A 24,550-nucleotide genomic window follows, 5' to 3' on the forward strand; every position below is an offset into this window, starting at 1 on the left:
GTCCTTAAATTCTTCAAGCCAAGTAGTGAGGGGGTAGTAAATTTCTATAACTCTAATCTTTCTACACCGCTCACCCTCATTTTTATGCAAAACCGCGAATTGAAATAGTTTTTTTACTATCAATGAATGTGCTGGCTTTTTAGCAGATTGCAATTTTAATACCTCTAATAGTAACCATGATCAACCTTAAAATCACTTATTTTTAACATCATGATTAATATATATTTTAATTTTAGCCAGAAATAGAGGTTATAGAATTATTTCTATATTTCAATTGGTTAATCATAGGATCAAGATTATATTTAAATGTGAATAGTAGTGAACACTAGTGAATACTAGTGAACACCAAAAATATATATAATAAGTATATAATATATTGATATATATTAATTAATTTTAAAAGGTGAATAGTAGTGAATACTTTTAATGAAAAGTTTAGAATAATGGGGGTAAGCATAAAAAAACCAGTTTAATAACTGGTATATGTTAAGAATGATATTTGAAAAAGCCTCCTCACATCTGAGGAGTGGATCTGATTAATAATTGAAAGCGTAACCCAAATATGGGGCACGATATAGTTAATAATTAACTAACTTTAAATTGCGGTTACCTGATAGTGAGACATTCCCTTTACTGGCTTGCTCGACAAAGTCACCCCACCAATCAAGCATAATACGCTTTTGATGTTCATATTCTGCTTTGTTGTAGGCTCGCCTTACTGCGTTTTTATCTACATGCGATAACGCGCTTTCAATGACATCATAATTAAAGCCTTGTTCGTTTAAAGTGGTACTAGCTAAAGCTCTTAATCCATGCGCAACTAACTTATCTTTGTATCCCATGCGCTTTATTGCCATGTTAGCGGTTTGGCTACTCATTGGCTTGTTATAAGGCGGTCTTGCTGTTGGGAAAACAAACTCGCTTTTATGATTAATAGATTTCATTATCTCAAGTATTTTTATTGCCTGCGGTGATAAAGGTATATTGTGTGGTCTATCCATTTTCATGCGTTCGGCAGGAATACTCCATAATTTTTTATCTAAATTAATTTCTTCCCACTTAGCCCCTACGGCTTCACTTGGTCGCGTTAATGTTAATAACTGCCATTCAATCACGCATCTGGTTTGCAATTCAATCTTTGCCATAGCTAAAGCTTGCATGAACTGCGGTAACTCAGTAGGGGGAATAGTTGGCTGATTTTTTACTTTCGGGCTATTAAATACGTCGGTGATTTTGGCTAGAGGGTTATTATCGATAATTCCCATATTGACAGCGTAATACATTATTTCATTGATTCGCCTACAAACTCTTTTTACTGTTTCGTATTTATTATTGTTATTTAATGGTTGTAAAGCATTGATTACCTTAACAGCAGTTACTTGGTTTATGGGAATGTCTTTGATGTAAGGGAATACATGATTCTCTAATGAACGCCAAGCCTTTTTTAAAGTTTGTTCTTCTAGTCCTTGTTCTGTCTTGAATTTAAGCCATCGTTCAGCCATGGAGTAGAATGTATTGCAGATTGCTTCTTGCTTAAGCTGTTCTTGTTCCGCTTTATGTTCTTGGGGGTCTATGCCTTGCTTAATTAATTCGCGCGCTTCGTCGCGTTGTTTTCGCGCTTGCTGTAGCGAAACTTCTGGATATTTACCAAAAGATAATAATGTCTCTTTATTTGATATGGGTTTTTTATATTTAAATCGCCATAATTTAGTTCCTGACGATTTGACTAACAAAAAAAGACCTCCACCGTCAAAATACTTTTTATCCTTACTATTGGCTTTTAATGCTTTTATTTGTGTATCAGTCAAAGGAGTAGTTTTAATAGCCATTTTTCACCTTTGGGGGTATCTAATTATAAAGGTACTTTATCCTACCCCCAAATATACCCCCATTATTTTTGGTTGTAAATGTATCTTACTGATGCTTACGAAATAGTAAAACAGGCTTTGAGCCTTGTTTATTCAGGTTTTGATGTGGTTTAAAGAATTTTAAAGAATGTTACTGAATATTGAATTGGTGCCGTGGGCGGGACTTGAACCCGCATGCCCTTAGAGCACTACCCCCTCAAGATAGCGTGTCTACCAATTTCACCACCACGGCGCCGTTTTTATTCTGGAATATCTGATGTTGGATTTTTATTCTCAGATTGAATAACAGGATCTACTGTCGGTGCTTGACCTGTAGTTTGTTGCGTGGTTACAGGAGCATTATCTTCAATATTATTGAACTCACCACTAGAAGTGATATGGCTGCGACTGCCCAAATTAGATAAAATAATACTTAGTATAAAAAATAAAACACCGAGTAACGTTGTTGTGCGAGTTAAAAAATTACCGCTTCCAGATGAGCCAAACAACGTTGCAGATGCACCAGCACCAAAAGACGAACCCATATCGGCGCCTTTTCCTCGCTGGATTAAAACTAAAACGATGATCGCAACTGCGATAATCAAATAACTGATAATCAAAAGTTCGTACATTTCAACCTGTCAATTTTTATGTGTTATACAACAGAATTTAATTTTGCGAAATATTAGCGAAAGACTCGCCAACAAGCAAGTAAAATTTAAGTTATTGTTGGTATAATTTAAGATTTAAGTGTTTAAATCGATGACTACTAATATTTTTTAGCGTTGGTATTAAAATTAATAAAAATCTTTTTTTACTAAAAATTTAAATTAATCTTCATATTTTTTATATAATCAATATAGTAAACAGTTTTCAAAACAATTTTATATTATGGCTAAGTCTAATTTAATGATATTGCCGACCCGTTTAAATTGATATCGCGATATTCGGTTGTGTGTTTTTTGTGAAAATCAGTATAATAGACGCCATTTTTAGTTATAGTCCATGCTCGTTTTATGAAATTTATTGTTAAGCTTTTCCCTGAAATTACCATCAAAAGTGATTCTGTACGTTTACGTTTTATTAAAATATTAACCAGTAATATTCGCAATATTCTCAAAAATCATATTAAAGAAGTGGCGGTTATTCGTCACTGGGATTATATTGAAGTTCGCCCAAAAATTGTCGATAGTGAAAATCAAATTTTAGAATATCTAATGCGTATTCCTGGTATTCATCATATCTTAGCCGTTGAAGAGCTCACTTATGTTGACGTCCATGACATCTACGAAAAAGCATTAAATTACTATGCTCCTCTTATTGAAAACAAAACGTTTTGTGTTCGAGTTAAACGTCGAGGAAAACATGATTTTACTTCAATTGATGTAGAGCGTTATGTTGGTGGCGGATTAAATCAACATGTTGCCTCAGCCAAAGTTAAATTAACTCGACCTGATATCACGGTGAACCTTGAAATTGATAAAGATAAATTATTATTAGTTAAAGGCCGATACTGTGGAATAGGTGGCTTTCCAACTGGAACTCAAGAAGATGTCTTATCACTTATTTCAGGAGGATTTGATTCAGGTGTTTCCAGTTATATGTTAATTAGGCGTGGCTGTAGAGTGCATTATTGCTTTTTCAATCTAGGGGGAAAAACTCACGAAATTGGGGTTAAACAGATGGCTCACTATTTATGGGAACGGTTTGGTTCATCTCATAAAGTTCGCTTTATTGCCATTGATTTTTCTAACGTTGTGGGTGAGATTCTAGAAAAAATTGATGATGGTCAAATGGGCGTTATCTTAAAAAGGATGATGATTCGTGCTGCAGCAAAAATAGCTCAGCGTTATAACGTTGAAGCGCTTGTTACCGGCGAGGCGTTAGGGCAAGTATCAAGCCAAACATTAACAAACTTACGTTTAATTGATAATGTTAGCGATAGATTAATTTTAAGACCATTGATAACCCATGATAAAGAAACAATTATTAACTTAGCACGGCAAATTGGCACAGAAGATATTGCTAAAACCATGCCCGAATTCTGTGGCGTAATTTCAAAAAGCCCAACAGTAAAAGCCGTGAAAGAGAAAATTGAAGCAGAAGAGCTAAATTTCGATTTTTCAATACTTGATAAGGCCGTCGAACAAGCTGAAAATATCGATATTCGAGAAATAGCTAAGCAATCAGATACTTCAATTGAGCAAGTTGAGACCGTTTCTACCTTGCACAATAATCATGTTGTTATTGATATTCGTTCATCTGAAGAGCAAGAAGACAATCCTTTACAGTTAGCCGATGTTGAAATTAAGTTAATTCCTTTTTATAAATTGGCAACGCAATTCGGTGATTTGGATCAAAATAAACAATATTTGCTTTATTGTGCAAGGGGGGTCATGAGCAAATTACAAGCACTGTATTTAATTGAACAAGGTTTTCATAATGTAAAGGTGTTAAATTATGCAAATTAACAATTATTTACCATATTATTAACCAGACTATCATTTTTTGCATATATAATAATTGAGTGAAAATACAAATTTTATATTTAATCCAAAAAATAAATGCGATAAATGAATAAAAGAGGATTGTAATGAGTAAATTGCTTGTAGTTGATGATGATCCAGAAATCGCCTCATTATTATGCGAACTACTAGAATTAGAAGGTTTTCAAGTTGAAACAGCAAATAATGGTAAAGAAGCTTTAGAAAAGTTTGATTCAACTTTTGATCTGATTCTACTTGATATAATGATGCCAGAACTGAATGGTCTTAATGTGTTATCCCAACTTAGAAGCAAGTGTACTGTTCCAGTTATATTTTTAACAGCAAAAGACGATGAAATGGATAAAATTATTGGTCTTGAACTGGGTGCTGATGATTATATTTTAAAGCCATTTAACGATCGGGAACTCATTGCAAGAATAAATGCATTATTGCGAAGAACGCGCTGGGATAATATTGTAAATGATGATAGTAATTTACCTTTACAATATACTGTTGATAAACTTACCGTAAATCGTAAACAGCAATCAGCCTATTATGATGATCAATATATCGATTTAACGGGCACTGAGTTTCAAGTTTTACTTAAGCTCCTTGAGAATGGTGGTAAAATAATATCCCGAGATACGCTGAGCGAAACTGTGTTAGGTAAAGAGTTTATTCCACTAGCTCGTTCGATTGATGTACATGTATCTAATTTGCGTAAAAAACTTCCACCGCGTAGCGATGGATTGCCTTGGATCAAAACGCTACGTTCAAAAGGATATTTGTTTGTTATTGATAGTCATGATGATTTGTTACAAAATTGACGTAATATTTTAATTTAGGTGTTGGTGATATGTGGATTTTTGATCGTTTAACTATTCGGATTTTCACTATCTTCCTACTCACTATCGCATTTTTTTTAGCGCTGATTGTATTATTGCCGAGTTTAGATTCGAGAAATTTGACTTATTTAGCAAATAGAGAAAGAGAAACAGGTAATATACTTGCTAATCAAATTGAACAAGAATTTACTCATATCCCCAAGGATAGCTTTCGTTGGTGGATGCGTTTTATTGTTGTGATGGATAATTATCAGAAGCCTGGGCAATTTTTATTCATTCTTACGCCCAATGACCAATTTATAACTGCTGATACTAAAAATATTGATTTAGTTAAAAACTTTAGTGAAATATCACATAATATTGCAGATCCGGCTAAAAAAATTTATGACTCACAAGAAATCATTGGCCCTTTTTTGATTAACTATGCTAATGATCAATATCGATTGTATGTTTTACAACCTTCCTCAGATGCGCAGTCACAATTTGTTAATCTGATTTTTGATCATCCTCTTTTGCTATTAACTCTCATGATGTTAATAAGTTCGCCATTTTTACTATGGCTATCTTGGAGTATTGCAAAACCAGCAAGACGCTTAAAGCAAGCAGCAGACGAAGTTGCTAAAGGAAACTTGCAACAATGGCCAGAACTTGAAACGATAGGTTCTTCGGAATATAAAGCAACAGGTGCAAGTTTTAACCATATGTTAAGAGAGTTAAAGCGAATGCAGGAATTACAGCAACGTTTGTTTTCCGATATTTCTCATGAATTACGTACACCATTAACTCGATTACAGCTAGCTGTTTCTTTATTACGTCGTAAACAAGGTGAAAGTAATGAAGTGAATCGAATTAATAATGAAGCGATTAAACTTGATGCAATGATTGGTGATTTATTATCTTTATCAAGACAACAATATAAAAATAATGAAGTGCGAGAATATAAACAAATTAATCTATTATTTAAGCCAGTGTTAGAAAATGCCACTTTTGAAGCTGAACAAATTGGTAAGACTTTTTCTATTGCTAAAGCGCTTCCTGATGTGGGTATTTTATGTTATCCCATCGCATTATGTAGTGCCGTTGAAAACGTGATTCGTAATGCTTTTCGTTATTCTCATCATCAAATTATAGTCAGTTTTACTGTTCAGCAGGCTGACATCATCATTACTATTGATGATGATGGTCCAGGGGTTGCCGACAATGAGCTACAACAAATTTTTAGACCATTTTATCGAACAAGTGAGGCCCGTGATCGAGAATCGGGCGGGACTGGTTTAGGTTTATCTATTGCTTCTAATGCCATTACACGAGATAACGGCACAATTAAAGCTGAAAAAAGTCACTTAGGTGGATTAAGAATTGTGATAGTATTGCCAATTCAAAAACAAAAACACTAAAGAGATATTGTTGTGTCTAATGTTGCATTAAATATTGTTTTATTTGAGCCCGAAATTCCAGCTAATACTGGGAATATTATTCGACTTTGTGCTAATACCGGCTTCAATTTACATATTATAGAGCCTATGGGCTTTTTTTGGGATGATAAAAAATTGAGACGAGCTGGACTGGATTATCAAGAGTTTGTTGATGTTAAGCGTTATAAAAATTTGAATCATTTTTTAGATAGTAATCAAATTGATTTGCTTACTCAGATTTATGCTTTGACAACTAAAGGGCAAAAACCACATAGTGATGTGAGTTATAAACCCAATGATTTTTTAATGTTTGGGCCTGAAACACGCGGTTTGCCAGCAACTATTCTTGATGTTTTACCGCAAGATAAAAAAATTCGTATTCCGATGTTAGCGAATAGCCGTAGTATGAATCTATCTAATTCTGTTGCGGTGGTGGTTTATGAATCTTGGCGTCAGCTGAATTATATTGGTGCTAAATAATCAGTGAAAGTTTGATTAAATGTTGTAGTTAATTGAATATTTGAGATTAGTTAGCGTATTTAAAATAAAGAGGTCTTAATTCGGCCTCTTTATTCATTGATGTTACAAAAACAAGTTTTATGTTTAAGTAAATCCGTATTATTTAACACGTGAAACGTATTCGCCAGAACGTGTGTCTATTTTAAGAACTTCACCAATCTGTACAAATAGTGGTACACGTACTACTGCGCCAGTTGATAATGTTGCTGGTTTACCGCCTGTTCCTGCTGTATCACCTTTTAAACCTGGATCGGTTTCAACAACTTCGAGTTCAACAAAGTTTGGTGGTGTGACAGCGATAGGTTGACCATTCCATAAAGTTAAAATACATTCTGCTTGATCAACTAACCATTTTGCATTATCGCCTACCGCTTTAGCATCGGCAGATAGTTGTTCGAATGTTTCATTATTCATAAAATGCCAAAACTCACCATCAGTGTATAGATAAGTTAAGTTCATATCGACAACATCAGCGCCTTCAACTGATTCGCCTGATTTAAATGTTTTATCGACAGTTTTACCAGAAAGTAATTTTTTAATTTTAACGCGGTTAATTGCTTGTCCTTTACCGGGTTTATAAAACTCATTTTCAACTATTACACAAGGCTCGCCATCTTGCATTATTTTAAGACCGGCTTTAAACTCATTAGTACTATAAGATGCCATAAAAGCTCCAACTATCATTCTGAATTACAAAAAATGAGCCATATTATACAGCAAAAAGTTGAACTACCAAACAAAGATGACTGGATTTTTGATCTTGCTAATGTCGTAACCGATATCCAAAAGCTTTATCGTTATCTTGATTTGGATCCTAACGCTATTTCGTTATCAATGTTACAGGCGAAAAAACAATTTCCGCTGCGTGTCCCCATGGCATTTATTCATAGAATGAAAAAAGGTGATAACGACGATCCTCTTTTATTGCAAGTGCTTTGTAGTGACAGCGAAATGTTAAAAGTTGATGGATATAGTGAAGATCCTTTACAAGAGCAAAATAATGACATTGCTGGACTCTTACACAAATATCATAATCGTGCGCTTTTAATCACTAAAACGGCATGTGCTATTAATTGTCGTTACTGTTTTAGACGACATTTTCCTTACTATGATAACCAAAGTACTAAAAAAAATGTTAGTGCAGCACTAGACTATATCGCTAATCATCCTGAACTTGACGAAATTATTCTTTCAGGCGGTGATCCATTAATGGCAAAAGATCACGAACTGGCTAATTTAATTGATGCGTTATCGAAAATTCCCCATATCAAACGATTACGTATCCATACTCGGTTAGCTGTGGTTATTCCTTCCAGAATCACTACCACGCTTTGTCAATTGTTTATGCAAAGTCGCTTACAAATAATCGTGGTTACTCACATCAATCATCCAAATGAAATTGATGATAATGTTGCTGATGCAATCAAACAGTTAAAACAAAATAGGGTTACAGTACTTAATCAAAGTGTGTTACTAAAAAAAATTAATGATAATGCAGACATTTTAGCCGAGCTGAGTAATAAACTTTTTGATATCGGTATTTTACCTTATTACATTCATTTACTCGATAAAGTGCAAGGTGCGGCGCATTTTTTAGTTGAAGATAAACAAGCCAAAAAAATAATGAAACAATTAGCTGAAAAAGTCTCGGGTTATTTAGTACCTAAGTTAGCGCGTGAAATTGGTGGTGAAAAGAGTAAGCGCGTACTTGCTGTTGATGATTAGTGTTTTCCTATTGGTATTTGATCATGATTAAATACCTTTTAGGCTAAATGTTATTAATCCAAACCATATTGTCTATGTTATTAACAGGCTAATATTGACATAATGTATTATGTGTAAAATGGATAAGGCTTGAATGTTGTTTTACGCTATAGCAAATAGCTATCTTTTTTACCACCAACGATTGTGATAAAAATATTACGATAATGTATCATCTATGAAATTCTCTATGAAAATCTCATTGACGATATCTAAAATAGATTCTATAATTCCGACCTCTTTAATTAATGCTGTAGGGTTTAAACTCTACAACTTGTTGATAAATTAGATTTGGATATAAATCGTCATGAAACGCACATTTCAACCATCAGTATTAAAACGCAATAGAACTCACGGTTTCCGTGCTCGTATGGCAACAAAAAATGGTCGTCAAGTTCTTGCTCGCCGTCGTGCTAAAGGCCGTGTTCGTTTAACTGTTGCTAGCTGATTTAAAGTTGAGTGATTAAATTCACTTTTCCTCGGGAGTTACGTTTACTAACTCCCTTTGATTTCAATTATGTATTCCAAGAATCTGTTCGAGCGGGTTCGCCATTTCTTACTTTAGTTGCACGAAAGAATACTTTAAACCATTGTCGTTTAGGTTTTGCCATAGCTAAAAAGCAGATCAAACGATCGCATGAACGTAATCGCATTAAGCGGTTAGCGAAAGAGTATTTTCGTCACCATCAACACCAGTTTCCTAATATTGATTTTATTTTGATGGCTAAATCGCCAGCGATAGAATTAGATAATCAAAAACTTGTTGCGACGTTAGAGAAACTATGTCAACGAATTATCGAAAAACAAAGCGTATAGATAAAATTGTATTAATTATAAAACAGCACATTATTGCATGTAAAACTTTGATAGTTAACATTTTTATTTTATTTATTCGTTTTTATCAGCGTATTATAAGCCCACTATTTGGTCCTAAATGCCGCTTTACGCCAACATGTTCACAATATGCAATAATTGCACTAAGACGCTTTGGAGTGATAAAAGGTGGTTGGCTAACGGTCAAACGTGTATTAAAATGTCACCCTTTACATGAAGGAGGAGAAGATCTTGTTCCTCCAAAAACTAAAACCAATAGAGAAAAACACTAATGGGATCTCAACGTAATATTTTAGTCATTGTTTTACTTTTTGTATCTTTTTTAATTTGGCGAGCATGGGAAGATGATCATGCACCTAAACCGCCGATTACGAATCAATTAACTCAGCAGGTAAGTGAAGAAGATTCCAATACAGATTTTACATTAGGTAAGACAATTACTGTAAAATCTGATGTGCTGTCACTAACTATTAATACCTATGGTGGTGATGTGCAGGCGGCTCAATTATTAAAATATGAGCAGACTTTACATTCAGGTACGCCTTTTCAATTACTGACTTCACGACCTGATTTTATTTATATCGCTGAAAGTGGCTTAACCGGTAAAGATGGTCCAGATAATGCCTCTCAAGGTTCAAAACGTCCGATATATCAAACTGAGCAAACAGAATATGTTTTAGCTGATGGACAAGATGAATTACGTGTACCACTTACTTATCAAGTCAATGGTGTGACTTATACCAAGTACTACATCTTACATCGCGGTAATTATGCTATCGACGTTCAATACGACATTAACAACCAAAGTGGTTCACCTGTTGAAGTTTCAATGTATGGTCAATTAAAACAAACTATAAAATTACCTGACGATGCAACAACTGAAGGTGGCGGCGGCTTAGGGTTAAGTGCGTTCCGTGGTACTGCTTACTCAAGCTCTAGTACCAACTATAGCAAATACAGTTTTGATGATATTAAAGATAAAGCATTAGCGGTCGAGACTCAAACAGGTTGGGTTGCAATGTTGCAACACTACTTTGCGTCAGCTTGGGTGCCGGCTCAAGATCAAAGCAATCTTTTTTATTCACGTGCTACAGCTAAAAATTCACAAGCAACAATTGGTTTTAAAGGGCAATCGACAGTGATTCAAGCGGGTAGCTCAGAATCGATTGCAGCTAAATTATGGTTAGGTCCAGAAATTCAAAGCCAATTGAAACAAACGGCAAATCACTTAGATTTAGTTGTCGATTATGGTTGGTTATGGTTCTTATCACAACCACTATTTTATCTACTAAAATTTATTCATAGTTTTATTGGTAATTGGGGCTTTTCAATTATTGTTATCACCTTTATTGTACGTGGTATTTTATTCCCATTAACGCGTGCTCAATATCGTTCTATGGCAAAAATGAAGTTACTGCAACCTCGCTTACAAGCTTTAAAAGAGCGTTATGGTGATGATAGACAAAAAATGAGCATGGAAACCATGGCACTTTATAAGCAAGAAAAAGTGAATCCATTAGGAGGGTGTTTACCTTTAATTATCCAAATGCCGATTTTCTTGTCATTGTTCTATATGTTAGGTAATACTGTTGAACTGCGTCATGCACCGTTTGCGCTTTGGATTTATGACTTATCCGCACAAGATCCATACTATATTTTACCGTTGTTAATGGGCGGAACTATGTTCTTAATTCAAAAAATGTCACCAACACCTGTGACTGATCCATTGCAACAAAAATTAATGACTTATATGCCATTAATCTTTACAGTATTCTTCTTATGGTTCCCGTCAGGTTTAGTTTTATACTATATCGTAAGTAACTTATTTACGATTGCTCAGCAACGTATAATTTACTGGGAACTTGAGAAAAAGGGACTTCACGAAAAGAAAAAGAAATAATATTAATTGTAAGGAGGGGTAAAACCCTCCTTTTTAATTGTTATTTTTGGTGTAATTGATATGAACATTCAGCAACAATTTAAGTTAACTGGTAACGAAAGCGGTTATTGGTTTGTAAGTAAAAATGGACGACTATGGTTACCTAATGGTGAGGTACCAGTCGGTCGTGCAAACGATTTCTGTTTTAATGATTTACTTGCTCAGCCGATAGGGGAATGGCAAGGACAAACTGCATGGTTAATTTGCCAAGAAATGAGCCATTCAATGAGTTCAATCAGACCATTGCTGGGCAATAGTGATCAGACATTATTTAACATGGCGGGTCGTGCTGTACAATTATCTGAATTTTATCGTTCACATAAATTTTGTGGTTATTGTGGGCATGAAATGTATATCAGTAAAACAGAGTGGTGCTGTATGTGTGCGAATTGTAAAGAGCGCTATTACCCACAAATCTCACCCTCTATTATTGTCGCTATTCGCGATAAAAATAAAATTTTATTAGCTAAGCATGTCAGACATAACCAAGATAATTTATATACGGTATTAGCTGGTTTTACAGAAGTTGGTGAAACGATGGAAATGGCCGTTGAGCGTGAAGTATTTGAAGAATCACAAATCAAAATAAAGAATATTCGTTATGTCGGATCGCAACCTTGGCCTTTTCCTAATTCACTTATGATGGCTTATTTAGCTGATTATCAAAGTGGTGATATTACTATTGATAAAAATGAGCTTGTCGACGCTAATTGGTATCACTATACCGAGTTACCTAAAATTCCGGAATATGGCACCATAGCAAGAAGGTTGATTGAAGATACTATCGTACTTTGCCGTGAATATGACGAATTTGGTGAAAATTAATCATATTCACGTTAATATCAATAGGCATATTGTCTATTGATATTCAATTGTTCTTGTTAAGTTAATAGTTTTGGATTCTTCACCTGAAGTAACGCACACCGCTTTGGTCCAGTCGCTGTTTTCATTATAATCAGAGTAAGTACATGTTTCAGTTAATTCTACTTCCTGTTGGTTCTTATCGTTAATAATGATGTCACCATTTGATGCTAATTTAAATGTTTTGGTAATCGTTTTTTCAAGTTGATTGTTAGCGTTGTACACGATGTCTTTTTCTTGTGCTAAAACAGGAAATCTTGTTTTGTTATCAACAGGTACATAGGCATTATACAACACGAGTTCGACACGATCGTTTTCATAAACAATTTTACTATTGAAAATAACGTTATTTTCGGCGAAATGTGATAGATTTGTTTCAATCAGATGCCCTTGTTCATCAAATTCAGAACTGGCAACAATATCACCATCATTGTTTTTCATACCCAAAATATTTTTTTCTGAATCAAAAGTAATATCATATTCATTTTTGGTATTGTTCATGCCATAAATGTATTTAGCTGTATCATAATTAACTTCACCATGAAGACCTTCTAAATTGTAATTAGCTACATAACCTTGTGCATTATAGTTAATGATTTTATTACTCTTTGCTGAACTTTGGATTTTTTGTTGTTTAATCAGTTTATTATTGGGTAATAATTCTGGTTCAGTATGAAAAAGATAGCTGTTAATAATACTGAGTGTTAATTTTGGGGTAGATTGTTGTGATGGTTTGGTTATTTGTTCATCTGAGTTTACCGTTGAAGGCGCATTAGATGTCGTTACGGTATTTGTGGTATCAGCAGATGTGTTTTGATCGGTATTACTTTTGCTATTGTTGTTAGTCTCAACACTTTTATTGGTTGTTGTGTCGGTTGTTGTGCCATTTTTTTTATCATCACAGCCTATTAATAATGCGGTGCCTAATAAACAAATGGAGATATAAGTTATGTAATTTTTCATATTATTGGCTCTATTTATGTTAATATTTAAAAGATATTATTTCTTTAGTTTCAATTGTTAATATTTCAAATCATCAATTCATCTATTCTTTTTAATGGCTTTGACACCAGATCGCCAGAGCATCACAGTTCCATTGTTTCATCATGGTGCACCAGGTTGATCGCCAGCTCCTTATTGTGTTATCGGTTAATTTTAGTTTTTTCTCAAGTTGTGCATTAGTTTCGCCAGCAACAAGTAAATCGATAAACTGCAACCATAATTCGGGTTTAGGCAAACGATTTAATTTGGTGCCGTTTAAAATATTAAAACTATGCCGGCATCGCTTGCAACGATAACAAGTACGACTCCCAACTTTGGTGGTATCAGTTGAACCACAGTGTATACACGTTGGGTTTTGTACATTGAGCAAAGCTGTTATTTTTTCACTCACGACTTTATGTTGTTTAATCAAAACCGGATTTAAGCAGCTCTGTTGTTTTTTGGTATACCATTGATACAATGCGTGATAATGCGATTTTAAATAATCAATCATCGCGTGATCTCGTCGCATCACTTTCTCAACTGAGCATCCTAAATTGTTAGCTATGGTATTATAGCTTTGATTTTGAATACGGTTAATAAAAATAATTTCTAACCAATTAAAGGGCGTTAGCCGACTAAAAGGTGTATTGACTGCTACAGTAAAATATTTATAACACGCTTTACATCGATAAGTTGTGGTGGGTTTGGAGCGAATCAAATAAAATTCATTTTTGCCACAAAATGGACAAGCATCAATATGTTGAGATGTTATTTTTTCTAGATCGTGACGAAAAGCATTTAGCTGCTCATGCAATTCTAGTGGTATGAGTTCATCGATCATTCATTGTTTACTCCCTTATCCCTTATCTGCCTAAATATTATCAGATTTTTACATAAACATATAGCTTTCCTTAAACTTTTTTACATTATTTAACTCGCTGATGCACGAAAGTTATAAACAGCTTTAGCAAGTAATCAAAGAAATAAATTGAGCCTATGCACAGCATTTTAGATTGGTAAGTAAATAAAAAGGTAGTTGAGTACTGATAATGGTAAGTTGCTTTAATTTAACCCCTATAACGGCAAGTAAAATCGACATTAACGTTTGAATGCTAATTGTCGATTTTAGTTAATTTGAAAAATTATTGATGATTTAACCATTCTGCGACTTGTTTAGCAAAATACGTTAATATGCCATCAGCGCCTGCGCGTTTAAAGCAAAGTAACGATTCCATTATGGCTGCTCTTTCATCTAACCAGCCATTGTCAATAGCTGCTCTTAACATGGCATACTCTCCGGATACTTGATAAGCAAAAGTCGGTACGGCAAAATTGTCTTTTACTCTCCGTACAATATCAAGATAAGGCATACCGGGTTTTACCATAACCATATCAGCCCCTTCACTAATATCTTGATAGATTTCTTGTAGTGCTTCATCACTATTTGCAGGATCAAGTTGATACGTTTTTTTATTGCCACCTTTGATATTTTTGGCAGAACCCACCGCATCGCGAAAAGGCCCGTAAAAGCTAGATGCATATTTGGCGGAATAGGCCATTATTTGTGTATTAACTAATTGCTGTTGTTCTAATGCATCACGTATAGCGCCGATACGCCCATCCATCATATCGCTTGGTGCTATAATATCTGCACCTGCTTGTGCCTGCATTAATGCCTGTTTAACTAAAGTTTCAACCGAGATGTCATTTTGTACATAACCTTGTTCATCAATGATGCCATCTTGACCATGAGTTGTATAAGGATCTAACGCGACATCTGTTAATATGCCAAGTTCTGGTATTTCCTTCTTTAGAGCCTGTATCGCTCTTGGCACTAATCCATTTTCATTATAAGCTTCTTCAGCCAGTAAGGATTTTTGCGCAGGGTCAATGGCTGGAAAAAGTGAAACAACAGGAATACCTAATTTAGCAATTTCTTGCGCTTCTTTTAATAAGACGTCAATACTCATACGATTCACTTTAGGCATTGATGAAACGGGCTGTGTAATGTTTTTCCCTTCCACAATAAAAACAGGATAAATTAAATCGTTAACTGTCAGTTGATTTTCAGCAACTAAACGTCGACTAAAATCCTGATAACGATTGCGACGTAAACGTCGTTGCGGATATTGACCAGTAAAAAATAATGACATAACACTACCTAACTATCTTTGTAAAGAATTGCTTTATTATCGGACTGTGTTACGAGATTAGCAAATTAATTTGTTATGGCGTAATAATTCGATATTTTACTTTACAACATAGTTATATTAGAGGTAAAATTGCGCACTAATTTTTAGTCCTTTGTGATATTAAACAAATTTGAGGTGAGAGGCACATGCCAGTAATTAAAGTACGTGAAAATGAACCTTTCGATGTAGCTTTACGTCGTTTTAAACGTTCTTGTGAAAAAGCAGGAATTTTAGCTGAAGTTCGTAACCGCGAGTTTTATGAAAAACCGACGACAATTCGTAAACGCGCTAAAGCAGCAGCTGTTAAACGCCATGCTAAAAAATTAGAAAGAGAAAACGCTCGTCGCACTCGTCTATACTAATATTTATACAGAAAATTATCATTGATATAAAAAATCAATTTTATCTATTTTTGATATAAAGAATTTTTAACAAGCCGTACCCATAGATACGGCTTGTTGTCTTTGTGTAATGCCAACATTGATATCGGTTGAATTTTTATCATGAAAGGTCTTATTCCTCGCGATTTTATTTTAGATTTGATTGCTCGCACCAATATTCTTGATGTGATCGGCAAACGCGTCAAAATGAAAAAGAAAGGAAATAACTACTTTGGTTGTTGCCCTTTCCATGATGAAAAAACGGCCTCTTTTTCACTCAGTGAAAAAAAACAGATTTACTATTGTTTTGGCTGTGGTGCATCTGGCTCTGTTGTTAATTTTTTAATGCAATATGATCGTTTATCGTTTCCTGAAGCGATAGAAGAGTTAGCCAGTATGCAAGGAATTCGTGTTCCTTATACTGATACGGATAATAAGCAAGATGATCAAGCGAAACATATTGAATCACGTAATGTCCGTAAAGACCTGTATACACTGATGGCAAAAATCACTCATTTTTACCAACAGCAGTTAGCATTACCTACCTCGATTGATGCACAACATTATCTTGAGCAACGAGGTCTGAATCATGAAATTATCGCTAGATATAAAATTGGCTATGCACCTAATGAATGGCGTTTAACTTCGCAAAATGTAGTGAAAAGCAATGCCGAGTCAACATTGTATAATCAGGCCGGAATGTTAGTTACTAATGATAATGGCAACCAATATGATCGTTTTCGAGGACGCATTATGTTTCCTATTCGTGATAGGCAAGGTAATGTAATTGCATTTGGTGGGCGAACAATCATTAATGATTCGGCGAAGTACATTAATTCACCCGAAACACCAATCTTTCATAAAGGTTTTCAACTCTATGGACTTTATGAAGCGCAAGAAGTCAACCGAAATCCTGAAAAACTTATTGTTGTTGAAGGCTATATGGATGTGGTTTCGCTAGCACAATATGGTATAGATTATGCGGTAGCTGCGTTAGGTACTTCGACGTCGGAAGAGCATATCAAATTATTGTTTAGAGCAAGCGATTCAGTCATATTTTGTTATGATGGTGATAATGCCGGACGCAGTGCTGCTTGGCGGGCATTGAATGTTTTATTACCTTGCCTGATTGATGGTAAAAAAATTACCTTTGTTTTTTTACCTCAGGATGAAGATCCTGATAGTTTTGTACGTAAAGTTGGTAAAGATGGATTTGAAGATTATCTGAAAACTGCGCCAACTTTATCTGAATTCTTATTTGATGAATTGCTTAAACAAGTTGATTTGAAAACAGCAGAGGGAAAAGCAAAATTAAGTTCTTTAGCGATTCCTCTGTTAGATCAAATTAAAGCCAAAGCGTTTCGATTAAATTTATTGCAACAACTTGGGCGTTATTTGGGGTTACTTGATGTAACTCAAATAGAGCAATTAATGTCGACAAGTCGTCAAAAAAGCGAAGATAAAGTGACTGAGATAGCACCTGCATCTCAGATGAAATTAACCACTATGCGTATTTTGATTGGTTTATTGATTCAATATCCGAATCTTGCCAAACAAGTGACTGATATTGCAGTTATGCGCCAAGTTAAATTAGCTGGTATTGATATTTTTATTGAATTGCTTGAATTATGCCAGCGTTACCCAAATATAACTACTGCACAGATATTGACTGAATGTATTAATAGACCGTTTTATAAGCAATTAAACCGGTTGGCAACATTTGAGTACCATTATCAAGATGAGGAAGTAAGCTCAATTTTTTCTCATACTTTAAAAGAGTTGTATGATAATATACTCACCCAAAGACAAGATGAACTTATCGCAAAAGAGAGAGTCTCAGGCTTAAGTACTGCAGAGAAAAAAGAATTAGCGACGCTTATACTTGTTTTATCAAAAAAAGACTAAATATACTGGGTATAGGTAATATAAAACTTTTTAAGTTATACCTATACAATATACATGACCGAATAACTAAATGTGGACACCTTTTATGGAGCAAAATTCTCAATCACAGTTAAAACTCCTGATCATCCGAGGTAAGGAGCTAGGATACTTGACCTATGCTGATGTCAACGATCACTTGCCAGAAGAAATTATTGATTCAGATCAGATTGAAGATATTATCCAAATGATTAATGACATGGGGATTCAGGTATTAGAAGAAGCCCCAGATTCTGATGAGTTGTTACTTTCAGATAATGTCCCTGATGAAGAAGCGGTAGAAGCGGCAACAGCATTAGTATTATCAAATGTTGAGTCAGAAATAGGTCGAACAACTGATCCTGTGCGTATGTATATGCGTGAAATGGGTGCGGTTGAACTATTAACTCGCGAAGGCGAAATTGACATAGCAAAACGCATTGAAGATGGGATTAACCAAGTTCAAACTTCGGTATCAGAATACCCAGAAGCTATCACTTATCTTTTAGAACAATATAATCTAATTGAAAGTGGTGAAGTTCGTTTATCTGACCTCATTACCGGTTTTGTGGATCCTAATGCTGAAGAGTCAACAGAAGAGTTACCTGAAGAACTTGAAGACAGTGAAGCAGAAATTGAGCTTGATGATAGCGATGATGAAAACGAAGAAGAAGAGGGAGACTCTTCAGCCGATGATGATGTATCTATCGATCCTGAAGTTGCTAGAGCTAAATTTGCTGAATTAAAAGAACAGCATGATAAAACATCTGAAGCGATCAAAAAGTATGGTCGTGCGCATAAAAAAGCACAACAAGAGATCGAAAATCTATCTGAAATATTTAAACAATTCCGTTTAGTTGGCAAGCAATTTGATATTCTTGTTAACAATATGAGAAGTATGATGGATCGTGTCAGAGCGCATGAACGTGCGATTATGAAGATCTGTGTTGAGCAATGCAAAATGCCGAAAAAGCAATTTATGACGCATTTTACTGGCAATGAAAATAATATGAGCTGGTTCAATAAAGCATTAACTGCTAAAGGTGCTTTTGCGGCAAGCTTAAAAGAGTTTGAAGAACCCATCCAAGCTGAAATTAACTTATTACAGCAAATCGAAATTGAAACCAATCTTTCGATAGAGCAAATTAAAGATATTAATCGACGAATGTCGATTGGTGAAGCGAAAGCTCGTCGTGCTAAAAAAGAGATGGTAGAAGCCAATTTACGTTTGGTAATTTCTATTGCGAAAAAATATACCAATCGTGGATTACAATTCTTGGATCTTATTCAAGAAGGTAATATTGGTTTGATGAAGGCAGTTGATAAGTTCGAATATCGACGTGGTTATAAATTTTCAACCTATGCAACATGGTGGATTAGACAAGCAATCACTCGTTCAATTGCTGACCAAGCAAGAACAATTCGTATTCCGGTTCATATGATCGAAACCATTAATAAATTGAATCGTATTTCACGTCAAATGTTACAAGAAATAGGGCGTGAACCAACACCGGAAGAGTTATCAGAGCGTATGCAAATGCCGGAAGATAAAATCCGTAAAGTACTCAAAATTGCTAAAGAGCCAATTTCGATGGAAACACCAGTTGGTGATGATGAAGATTCACATTTAGGTGACTTTATCGAGGATACTGCACTTGAGCAACCATTGGATGCGGCAACTTCTGAAAGTTTACGAAGTGCAACACGTGATATCTTATCTGGATTAACGCCAAGAGAAGCGAAAGTATTACGTATGCGATTTGGTATTGATATGAATACCGATCATACGCTTGAAGAAGTTGGTAAACAATTTGATGTAACACGTGAACGTATTCGTCAAATTGAAGCTAAAGCTTTACGTAAACTACGTCACCCTAGTCGTTCTGACGTACTTCGTAGCTTCTTAGAATAATTATTTTTACCCATTTATATCGCCACTTTTGTGGCGATTTTTTTTGACTTACTATACTCAACGCCATGAATATACTACAACGTTTTAAAATTGATCCTTTTTTGCTAACACTGATTTGTGTTGTTATCACAGCTAGCTTTTTTCCTTGTGAAGGGCAAACAAAAGTTGTGTTTCAATACTTGACCACCTTTGCAATTGGTTTGCTTTTTTTTATGCATGGCGCAAAACTTTCATTAGATGCCATCATAACTGGCATAAAAAATTGGCGTTTACATCTATTCATTTTTAGCACTACTTTTATCATTTTTCCTGTACTGGGAATAATGATGCATTTTTTAGTCCCCACTTTTTTATCACAAGAACTTTATCAAGGATTTGTTTACCTTTGTGTATTACCTGCAACCGTGCAATCTGCAATTGCGTTTACTTCAATCGCAAGAGGCAATGTCGCTGCTGCCATTTGTAGTGCATCGGCATCGACATTATTGGGTGTATTTATTACTCCAATATTAGTGGGTTTATTAATGAATACACAATCATCAGGCTCTATGAGTATGCTTGATGCAATTTCATCTATTATGTTAAAGCTAATGTTACCTTTTATTCTTGGTCATTTATCCAGACGTTTTATTGGTAAATGGGTAGATAAATATAAAAGTGTCATTTCTAAAACTGATCGTATTTCGATTTTATTGGTGGTTTATGTTGCTTTTAGTGATGCGGTGGCAAATGGTATTTGGTCAGAAATTAGCTTACTATCACTGGTACAAATAATTTTCTATTCAATTGTGTTATTAACCATTGTATTACTTATTACTACGTATGGTTCACGGTTGCTTGGTTTTAATAAAGAAGATGAAATCACCATTGTGTTTTGTGGTTCGAAAAAAAGTCTAGCAAGTGGTATTCCTATGGCAAGCGTTATCTTTCCTATTTCTGTTATGGGAATAATGATTTTACCATTGATGATTTTTCACCAAGTTCAATTAATGATTTGTGCAGTATTAGCTGCTCGCTATGCCAAACGAAAAATATAAAAATTGTTTTGCTCATTGCTTAATTCTCAAGGATAATAGAAGCGCTATTAACAACAGAAAGATATATTATGTTACATCTATTTGCTGATTTAGAATTTTCCACCATTGTATTACTAGTTTTGGCGCTATTTTTTGTGCTTTTTTATGAAGCAATTAATGGCTTTCATGATACAGCTAATGCGGTTGCAACAGTCATTTATACTAGAGCATTAAAAGAACAGCTTGCCGTTTTTATGGCAGGTATGTTTAATTTTTTTGGTGTTTTGCTCGGTGGTCTTAGTGTCGCTTATGCTATAGTGCACCTATTACCAACTGATTTATTGCTTAATGTAAGTTCATTACATGGGCTTGCGATGGTGTTTTCTATTCTATTTGCCGCTATCCTTTGGAATTTAGGTACCTGGTATGTTGGGCTTCCAGCATCGAGTTCACATACGCTGATAGGCTCAATTATTGGTGTGGCAATTGCAAATGCATTTATTATGGATACCTCAATTATTGATGCATTAAATATTCCGAAAATGTTACAAATCTTCTTGTCCTTAATTATTTCTCCTGTTGTTGGGCTTGTGCTTGCAGGATTAATGATTTTTTTACTGCGAAAGTATTGGACTCGTAAAAGCCAAAGTAAAAAAAGCAGTAAAAAACGTGAACGTATCTTTATGACGCCAGAACAACGTGAAAAACTTTACGGTAAGAAAAAACCACCATTCTGGATCCGCATAATGCTTATTATATCTGCCGCTGGTGTAAGTTTTTCACATGGCGCTAACGATGGGCAAAAAGGTATTGGTTTATTAATGCTGGTCTTAATGGGCATTGCTCCTGCTGGGTTTATTGTTAATATGGGCGCATCTACTTATGAAATTACCAATACCCGTAATGCGATTCATAATATTCAAGAGTACTTTGTAACACATAATGATGATCTGATGAATGTTATTGGTAAACAACCCGCTTTAGATACTAGTATTCCTGAAGGCGACCTGAATAAGTACCATTGTGATTATTCCCGTTCATTTATCACTTTAGGCATTGCTAATAATTTATTCAATAAAATTAATGATTATGAATCCTTAACCGTCGAGCAACGTTCACAAACCCGACGTATATTATTATGCTTATCTGATACGGTTTCTCACGTGGCTAAGCAACCCAATGTCTCTTCACAAGATAAACAATATTTAAAATCATTAAATGATGATTTACTTAAAACTATTGAATACGCACCAATTTGGATAATTATTGCTGTAGCGTCTGCATTAGCGGTTGGAACAATGATTGGTTGGCGACGTGTCGCTATTACTATTGGTGAAAAAATTGGTAAAAAAGGTATGACTTACGCACAAGGCGTATCAGCACAAATTACTACCGCATTATCTATTGGTATTGCGAGTTATACCGGTATGCCAGTTTCAACTACTCAAGTACTTTCTTCCTCTGTTGCAGGTACAATGATCGTTGATGGTGGTGGTGTGCAAAGTAAAACGATTAAAAATATTGCATTAACTTGGATATTAACCCTACCAATATCGATTTTGTTATCTGGCTCACTTTTTTGGCTTGCTCAAAAATTAATTTAGTAGTAAAAATAGAGTACTGATTTTAACTTAACTAGGACGTTAACAATAAGAAGGAGTAAAGTATCATGGCTTATAAACATATATTAGTCGCAGTTGACTTATCACCTGAAAGTGAGGTTCTTGTCGAAAAAGCAGTCTCTATGGCTAGACCATATAATGCTCAAGTATCCTTAATTCATGTTGGTATTAACTATTCAGATCTTTACACTGGTTTAGTTGATATCAATATGAATGATATGAAAGATCGTATTACTGAAGATGCGCATCTTGCATTGAATAAATTAGCCGATGATGCTGGATACCCGATTGCACATACTCTTTCTGGAAATGGCGAGTTTGGTCAAGTCTTAATTGAAGCTATTCATGAATATAGTATTGATTTGGTCGTTTGTGGTCACCACCAAGACTTTTGGAGCAAGTTAATGTCTTCTGCTCGTCAGCTTATCAACAATACCCATATTGATACATTGATAGTTCCTCTAAAAGATGAAGAGCCTTCTGAAGAAACAGCCAAATGAACCGCTAAATATCAACCCGCTTAACTAGCGGGTTTTTTTATATTTTAACAATCCTTTTATCTTAAACAAATTTTTTTAAAAATACGGCTTAATCTATTTATTTAATTGCCACTTTTTGTCTATTCATTTAATAATTTAAAGAATATACTCAGATTTAATATTTAGAATATAAGGAGATTTATTATGAATATCGCATTAGTTACCGGTGCCTCTTCTGGATTTGGTCAGGCTATTTGTCGTAAATTGATTGATGATGGATATAAAGTCATTGGTGTGGCAAGGCGCGCAGATAAATTACAAAAGTTAGCAGAAGAATTAGGTGCTAATTTTTGTGCATTGCCTTTAGATGTCACTAAAAAAGATGCCGTAGAATCAATCTTGTTACAATTGCCTAAAGAGTTTCAACCTATCGATATTTTAATAAATAATGCAGGATTAGCCTTGGGATTAGAACCCGCTTATCAAGCTAATTATGAAGATTGGGAAACAATGGTTCAAACTAACATAGTTGGCTTAATTCATTTGACTCACCATCTTTTACCTGGCATGGTTGAACGAAACTTTGGTTACATAATTAATCTTGGCTCTGTCGCAGGGACTTATGCTTACAAAGGTGGAAATGTCTATGGCGCAACAAAAGCCTTTGTTAAACAATTTAGTGCGAATTTACGTACAGATTTGTTAGGCAAAAAAATTAGAGTCACAAATATAGAGCCTGGATTGTGTGGTGGGACTGAATTTTCTAATGTCAGATTTCATGGTAATGATGAACAAGCAGCAGCCGTGTATGAAGGGGTTGACTATATAACACCTGAAGATATTGCTAACACTGTTTCATGGCTGGTTAACACACCAACACATTTTAATGTCAATGCACTCGAAATTATGCCAGTTGCTCAAGCTTCTGCTGGATTAGTCGTTTATAAAGAAACTAAATAGATAATTGACGTCGATATTGAATAAACAATATCGACGCGGTTTAATGTTAAAAAAATAGATATGGTTAACAAAATAGACTTGCACTTCTGTCAATGGATTGCTATCCTTTTCCCTTGTAATTTTGATTGAGGTTAATGGTAATGACATTTACTGAAGTAACGAAAACATTTGCGACAAGCTTGCCGGGTACAGATAGTTATGTAAAACTGCGTAAAGCTATGCGTACATTGATTCAAGAAGATCCAAACAATGCTTCAGTTTATTTTTTGATCTTTGGTTTTGCGCGTACTTATGTCATGTTATATGAAGATCAGGAAGTTTCACCAAAATTCGCCGAAGAGAATCAAAAAGTTATGCTATCTTATCTTAATATTCTTGATGAAGCGTTAAAAAAACAAGACGCTAAAACTCTTTATCAAGCTTTGAATAAGGTAGTTAATGAGTACGAAAATAGCAAAAAAGTATTTTAAATAACAGCCTGACATGAAAGTGTCGGGCTGTTTTGTTTAGAGTAAAAACTAATTAGGAAAAATGATGACAATGTTAATGATCATTTCAGGCATTATTGGCACCTTAGG

At 34.8% G+C, this 24,550-nt stretch carries 24 protein-coding genes and 1 tRNA gene; 18 read left to right on the plus strand and 7 right to left on the minus strand.

Annotation, left to right across the window (positions count from 1 at the left end):
• Positions 1–578: 578 nt before the first annotated feature.
• The 3 genes from J3U66_RS00670 to secG all read right to left on the minus strand — a co-directional run bounded on the left by J3U66_RS00670 (position 579) and on the right by secG (position 2,479).
• Positions 579–1,829 carry an integrase domain-containing protein gene (locus J3U66_RS00670; protein ID WP_267347574.1) on the minus strand — a complete coding sequence of 417 codons (1,251 nt, stop codon included), beginning with the start codon at positions 1,827–1,829 and terminating at the stop codon, positions 579–581.
• 185 nt (positions 1,830–2,014) lie between these two features.
• A tRNA-Leu gene (locus J3U66_RS00675) sits at positions 2,015–2,100 on the minus strand.
• Between the two features lie 7 nt (positions 2,101–2,107).
• Positions 2,108–2,479, minus strand: a complete 372-nt coding sequence (gene secG / locus J3U66_RS00680) for a preprotein translocase subunit SecG (protein ID WP_267333583.1) — start codon at positions 2,477–2,479, stop codon at positions 2,108–2,110.
• A 384-nt stretch (positions 2,480–2,863) separates the two neighbouring features.
• Between secG and thiI the strand changes: the two genes are divergently transcribed.
• From thiI to trmL, 4 genes are all read left to right on the plus strand, one after another.
• Complete coding sequence (gene thiI / locus J3U66_RS00685; RefSeq protein WP_267333582.1) at positions 2,864–4,318, plus strand: tRNA uracil 4-sulfurtransferase ThiI; 1,455 nt, start codon at positions 2,864–2,866, stop codon at positions 4,316–4,318.
• Positions 4,319–4,440: 122 nt separating this feature from the next.
• A complete protein-coding gene (locus J3U66_RS00690; protein WP_267333581.1) occupies positions 4,441–5,160 on the plus strand; it encodes a response regulator in 720 nt (239 codons plus the stop codon).
• Positions 5,161–5,195: 35 nt separating this feature from the next.
• On the plus strand, positions 5,196–6,575 hold the full coding sequence (gene cpxA, locus J3U66_RS00695) for an envelope stress sensor histidine kinase CpxA (RefSeq protein WP_267333650.1): 1,380 nt from the start codon (positions 5,196–5,198) through the stop codon (positions 6,573–6,575).
• Positions 6,576–6,587: 12 nt separating this feature from the next.
• The gene (trmL, locus tag J3U66_RS00700) at positions 6,588–7,073 is read left to right on the plus strand and encodes a tRNA (uridine(34)/cytosine(34)/5-carboxymethylaminomethyluridine(34)-2'-O)-methyltransferase TrmL (RefSeq protein ID WP_065633916.1); all 486 of its coding nucleotides are present in this window, start codon (positions 6,588–6,590) and stop codon (positions 7,071–7,073) included.
• 138 nt (positions 7,074–7,211) lie between these two features.
• Here the strand turns inward: trmL and efp are convergent, their stop codons facing one another.
• Complete coding sequence (efp, locus tag J3U66_RS00705; RefSeq protein ID WP_065633915.1) at positions 7,212–7,778, minus strand: elongation factor P; 567 nt, start codon at positions 7,776–7,778, stop codon at positions 7,212–7,214.
• A gap of 33 nt (positions 7,779–7,811) precedes the next feature.
• Here efp and epmB point away from each other — a divergent pair, with 33 nt between their 5' ends.
• The 6 genes from epmB (at position 7,812) to nudC (ending at position 12,471) form a co-directional block, all read left to right on the plus strand.
• Complete coding sequence (gene epmB / locus J3U66_RS00710) at positions 7,812–8,837, plus strand: EF-P beta-lysylation protein EpmB (protein ID WP_267333580.1); 1,026 nt, start codon at positions 7,812–7,814, stop codon at positions 8,835–8,837.
• Between the two features lie 343 nt (positions 8,838–9,180).
• Positions 9,181–9,321 (plus strand): 50S ribosomal protein L34, encoded by a 141-nt coding sequence (gene rpmH, locus J3U66_RS00715; protein WP_025314679.1) that lies wholly within the window; start codon positions 9,181–9,183, stop codon positions 9,319–9,321.
• Between the two features lie 11 nt (positions 9,322–9,332).
• Positions 9,333–9,689: a ribonuclease P protein component gene (gene rnpA, locus J3U66_RS00720; RefSeq protein ID WP_267333579.1), complete on the plus strand. Its 357-nt coding sequence runs from the start codon at positions 9,333–9,335 to the stop codon at positions 9,687–9,689.
• Positions 9,656–9,979 carry a membrane protein insertion efficiency factor YidD gene (gene yidD / locus J3U66_RS00725; RefSeq protein WP_323849495.1) on the plus strand — a complete coding sequence of 108 codons (324 nt, stop codon included), beginning with the start codon at positions 9,656–9,658 and terminating at the stop codon, positions 9,977–9,979. The genes rnpA and yidD overlap by 34 nt, the downstream gene beginning before the upstream one ends.
• Positions 9,979–11,607: a membrane protein insertase YidC gene (gene yidC / locus J3U66_RS00730; RefSeq protein WP_267333578.1), complete on the plus strand. Its 1,629-nt coding sequence runs from the start codon at positions 9,979–9,981 to the stop codon at positions 11,605–11,607. The genes yidD and yidC overlap by 1 nt, the downstream gene beginning before the upstream one ends.
• A 60-nt stretch (positions 11,608–11,667) precedes the next feature.
• Complete coding sequence (nudC, locus tag J3U66_RS00735) at positions 11,668–12,471, plus strand: NAD(+) diphosphatase (protein ID WP_267347576.1); 804 nt, start codon at positions 11,668–11,670, stop codon at positions 12,469–12,471.
• A gap of 33 nt (positions 12,472–12,504) precedes the next feature.
• Here nudC and J3U66_RS00740 read toward each other — a convergent pair whose 3' ends face one another.
• The 3 genes from J3U66_RS00740 to hemB form a co-directional block, all read right to left on the minus strand.
• Complete coding sequence (locus J3U66_RS00740; RefSeq protein WP_267333576.1) at positions 12,505–13,470, minus strand: hypothetical protein; 966 nt, start codon at positions 13,468–13,470, stop codon at positions 12,505–12,507.
• 91 nt (positions 13,471–13,561) lie between these two features.
• Positions 13,562–14,332: a hypothetical protein gene (locus tag J3U66_RS00745; protein ID WP_267343965.1), complete on the minus strand. Its 771-nt coding sequence runs from the start codon at positions 14,330–14,332 to the stop codon at positions 13,562–13,564.
• A 301-nt stretch (positions 14,333–14,633) separates the two neighbouring features.
• The gene (hemB, locus tag J3U66_RS00750) at positions 14,634–15,644 is read right to left on the minus strand and encodes a porphobilinogen synthase (RefSeq protein ID WP_267333574.1); all 1,011 of its coding nucleotides are present in this window, start codon (positions 15,642–15,644) and stop codon (positions 14,634–14,636) included.
• Between the two features lie 185 nt (positions 15,645–15,829).
• Between hemB and rpsU the strand changes: the two genes are divergently transcribed.
• From rpsU to J3U66_RS00790, 8 genes are all read left to right on the plus strand, one after another.
• A complete protein-coding gene (gene rpsU, locus J3U66_RS00755) occupies positions 15,830–16,045 on the plus strand; it encodes a 30S ribosomal protein S21 (protein ID WP_024495180.1) in 216 nt (71 codons plus the stop codon).
• A 141-nt stretch (positions 16,046–16,186) separates the two neighbouring features.
• A complete protein-coding gene (gene dnaG, locus J3U66_RS00760) occupies positions 16,187–17,968 on the plus strand; it encodes a DNA primase (protein WP_267347577.1) in 1,782 nt (593 codons plus the stop codon).
• Positions 17,969–18,053: 85 nt separating this feature from the next.
• Positions 18,054–19,895: an RNA polymerase sigma factor RpoD gene (gene rpoD, locus J3U66_RS00765; protein ID WP_267333572.1), complete on the plus strand. Its 1,842-nt coding sequence runs from the start codon at positions 18,054–18,056 to the stop codon at positions 19,893–19,895.
• Positions 19,896–19,960: 65 nt separating this feature from the next.
• Positions 19,961–20,932, plus strand: a complete 972-nt coding sequence (locus J3U66_RS00770; protein ID WP_267333571.1) for a bile acid:sodium symporter family protein — start codon at positions 19,961–19,963, stop codon at positions 20,930–20,932.
• 68 nt (positions 20,933–21,000) lie between these two features.
• A complete protein-coding gene (gene pitA, locus J3U66_RS00775; RefSeq protein ID WP_267333570.1) occupies positions 21,001–22,515 on the plus strand; it encodes an inorganic phosphate transporter PitA in 1,515 nt (504 codons plus the stop codon).
• Positions 22,516–22,580: 65 nt separating this feature from the next.
• Positions 22,581–23,033: a universal stress protein UspA gene (uspA, locus tag J3U66_RS00780; RefSeq protein ID WP_267333569.1), complete on the plus strand. Its 453-nt coding sequence runs from the start codon at positions 22,581–22,583 to the stop codon at positions 23,031–23,033.
• Between the two features lie 183 nt (positions 23,034–23,216).
• Positions 23,217–23,972, plus strand: coding sequence for an SDR family oxidoreductase (locus J3U66_RS00785; protein ID WP_267347578.1), 756 nt, complete (start codon positions 23,217–23,219; stop codon positions 23,970–23,972).
• A 140-nt stretch (positions 23,973–24,112) separates the two neighbouring features.
• Entirely contained in the window at positions 24,113–24,442 is a 330-nt protein-coding gene (locus J3U66_RS00790; RefSeq protein WP_065633901.1) for a hypothetical protein, read from the plus strand.
• Positions 24,443–24,550 lie beyond the last annotated feature (108 nt).

The organism is Gilliamella sp. B2969 (assembly GCF_026536195.1).
GTDB lineage: Bacteria > Pseudomonadota > Gammaproteobacteria > Enterobacterales > Orbaceae > Gilliamella.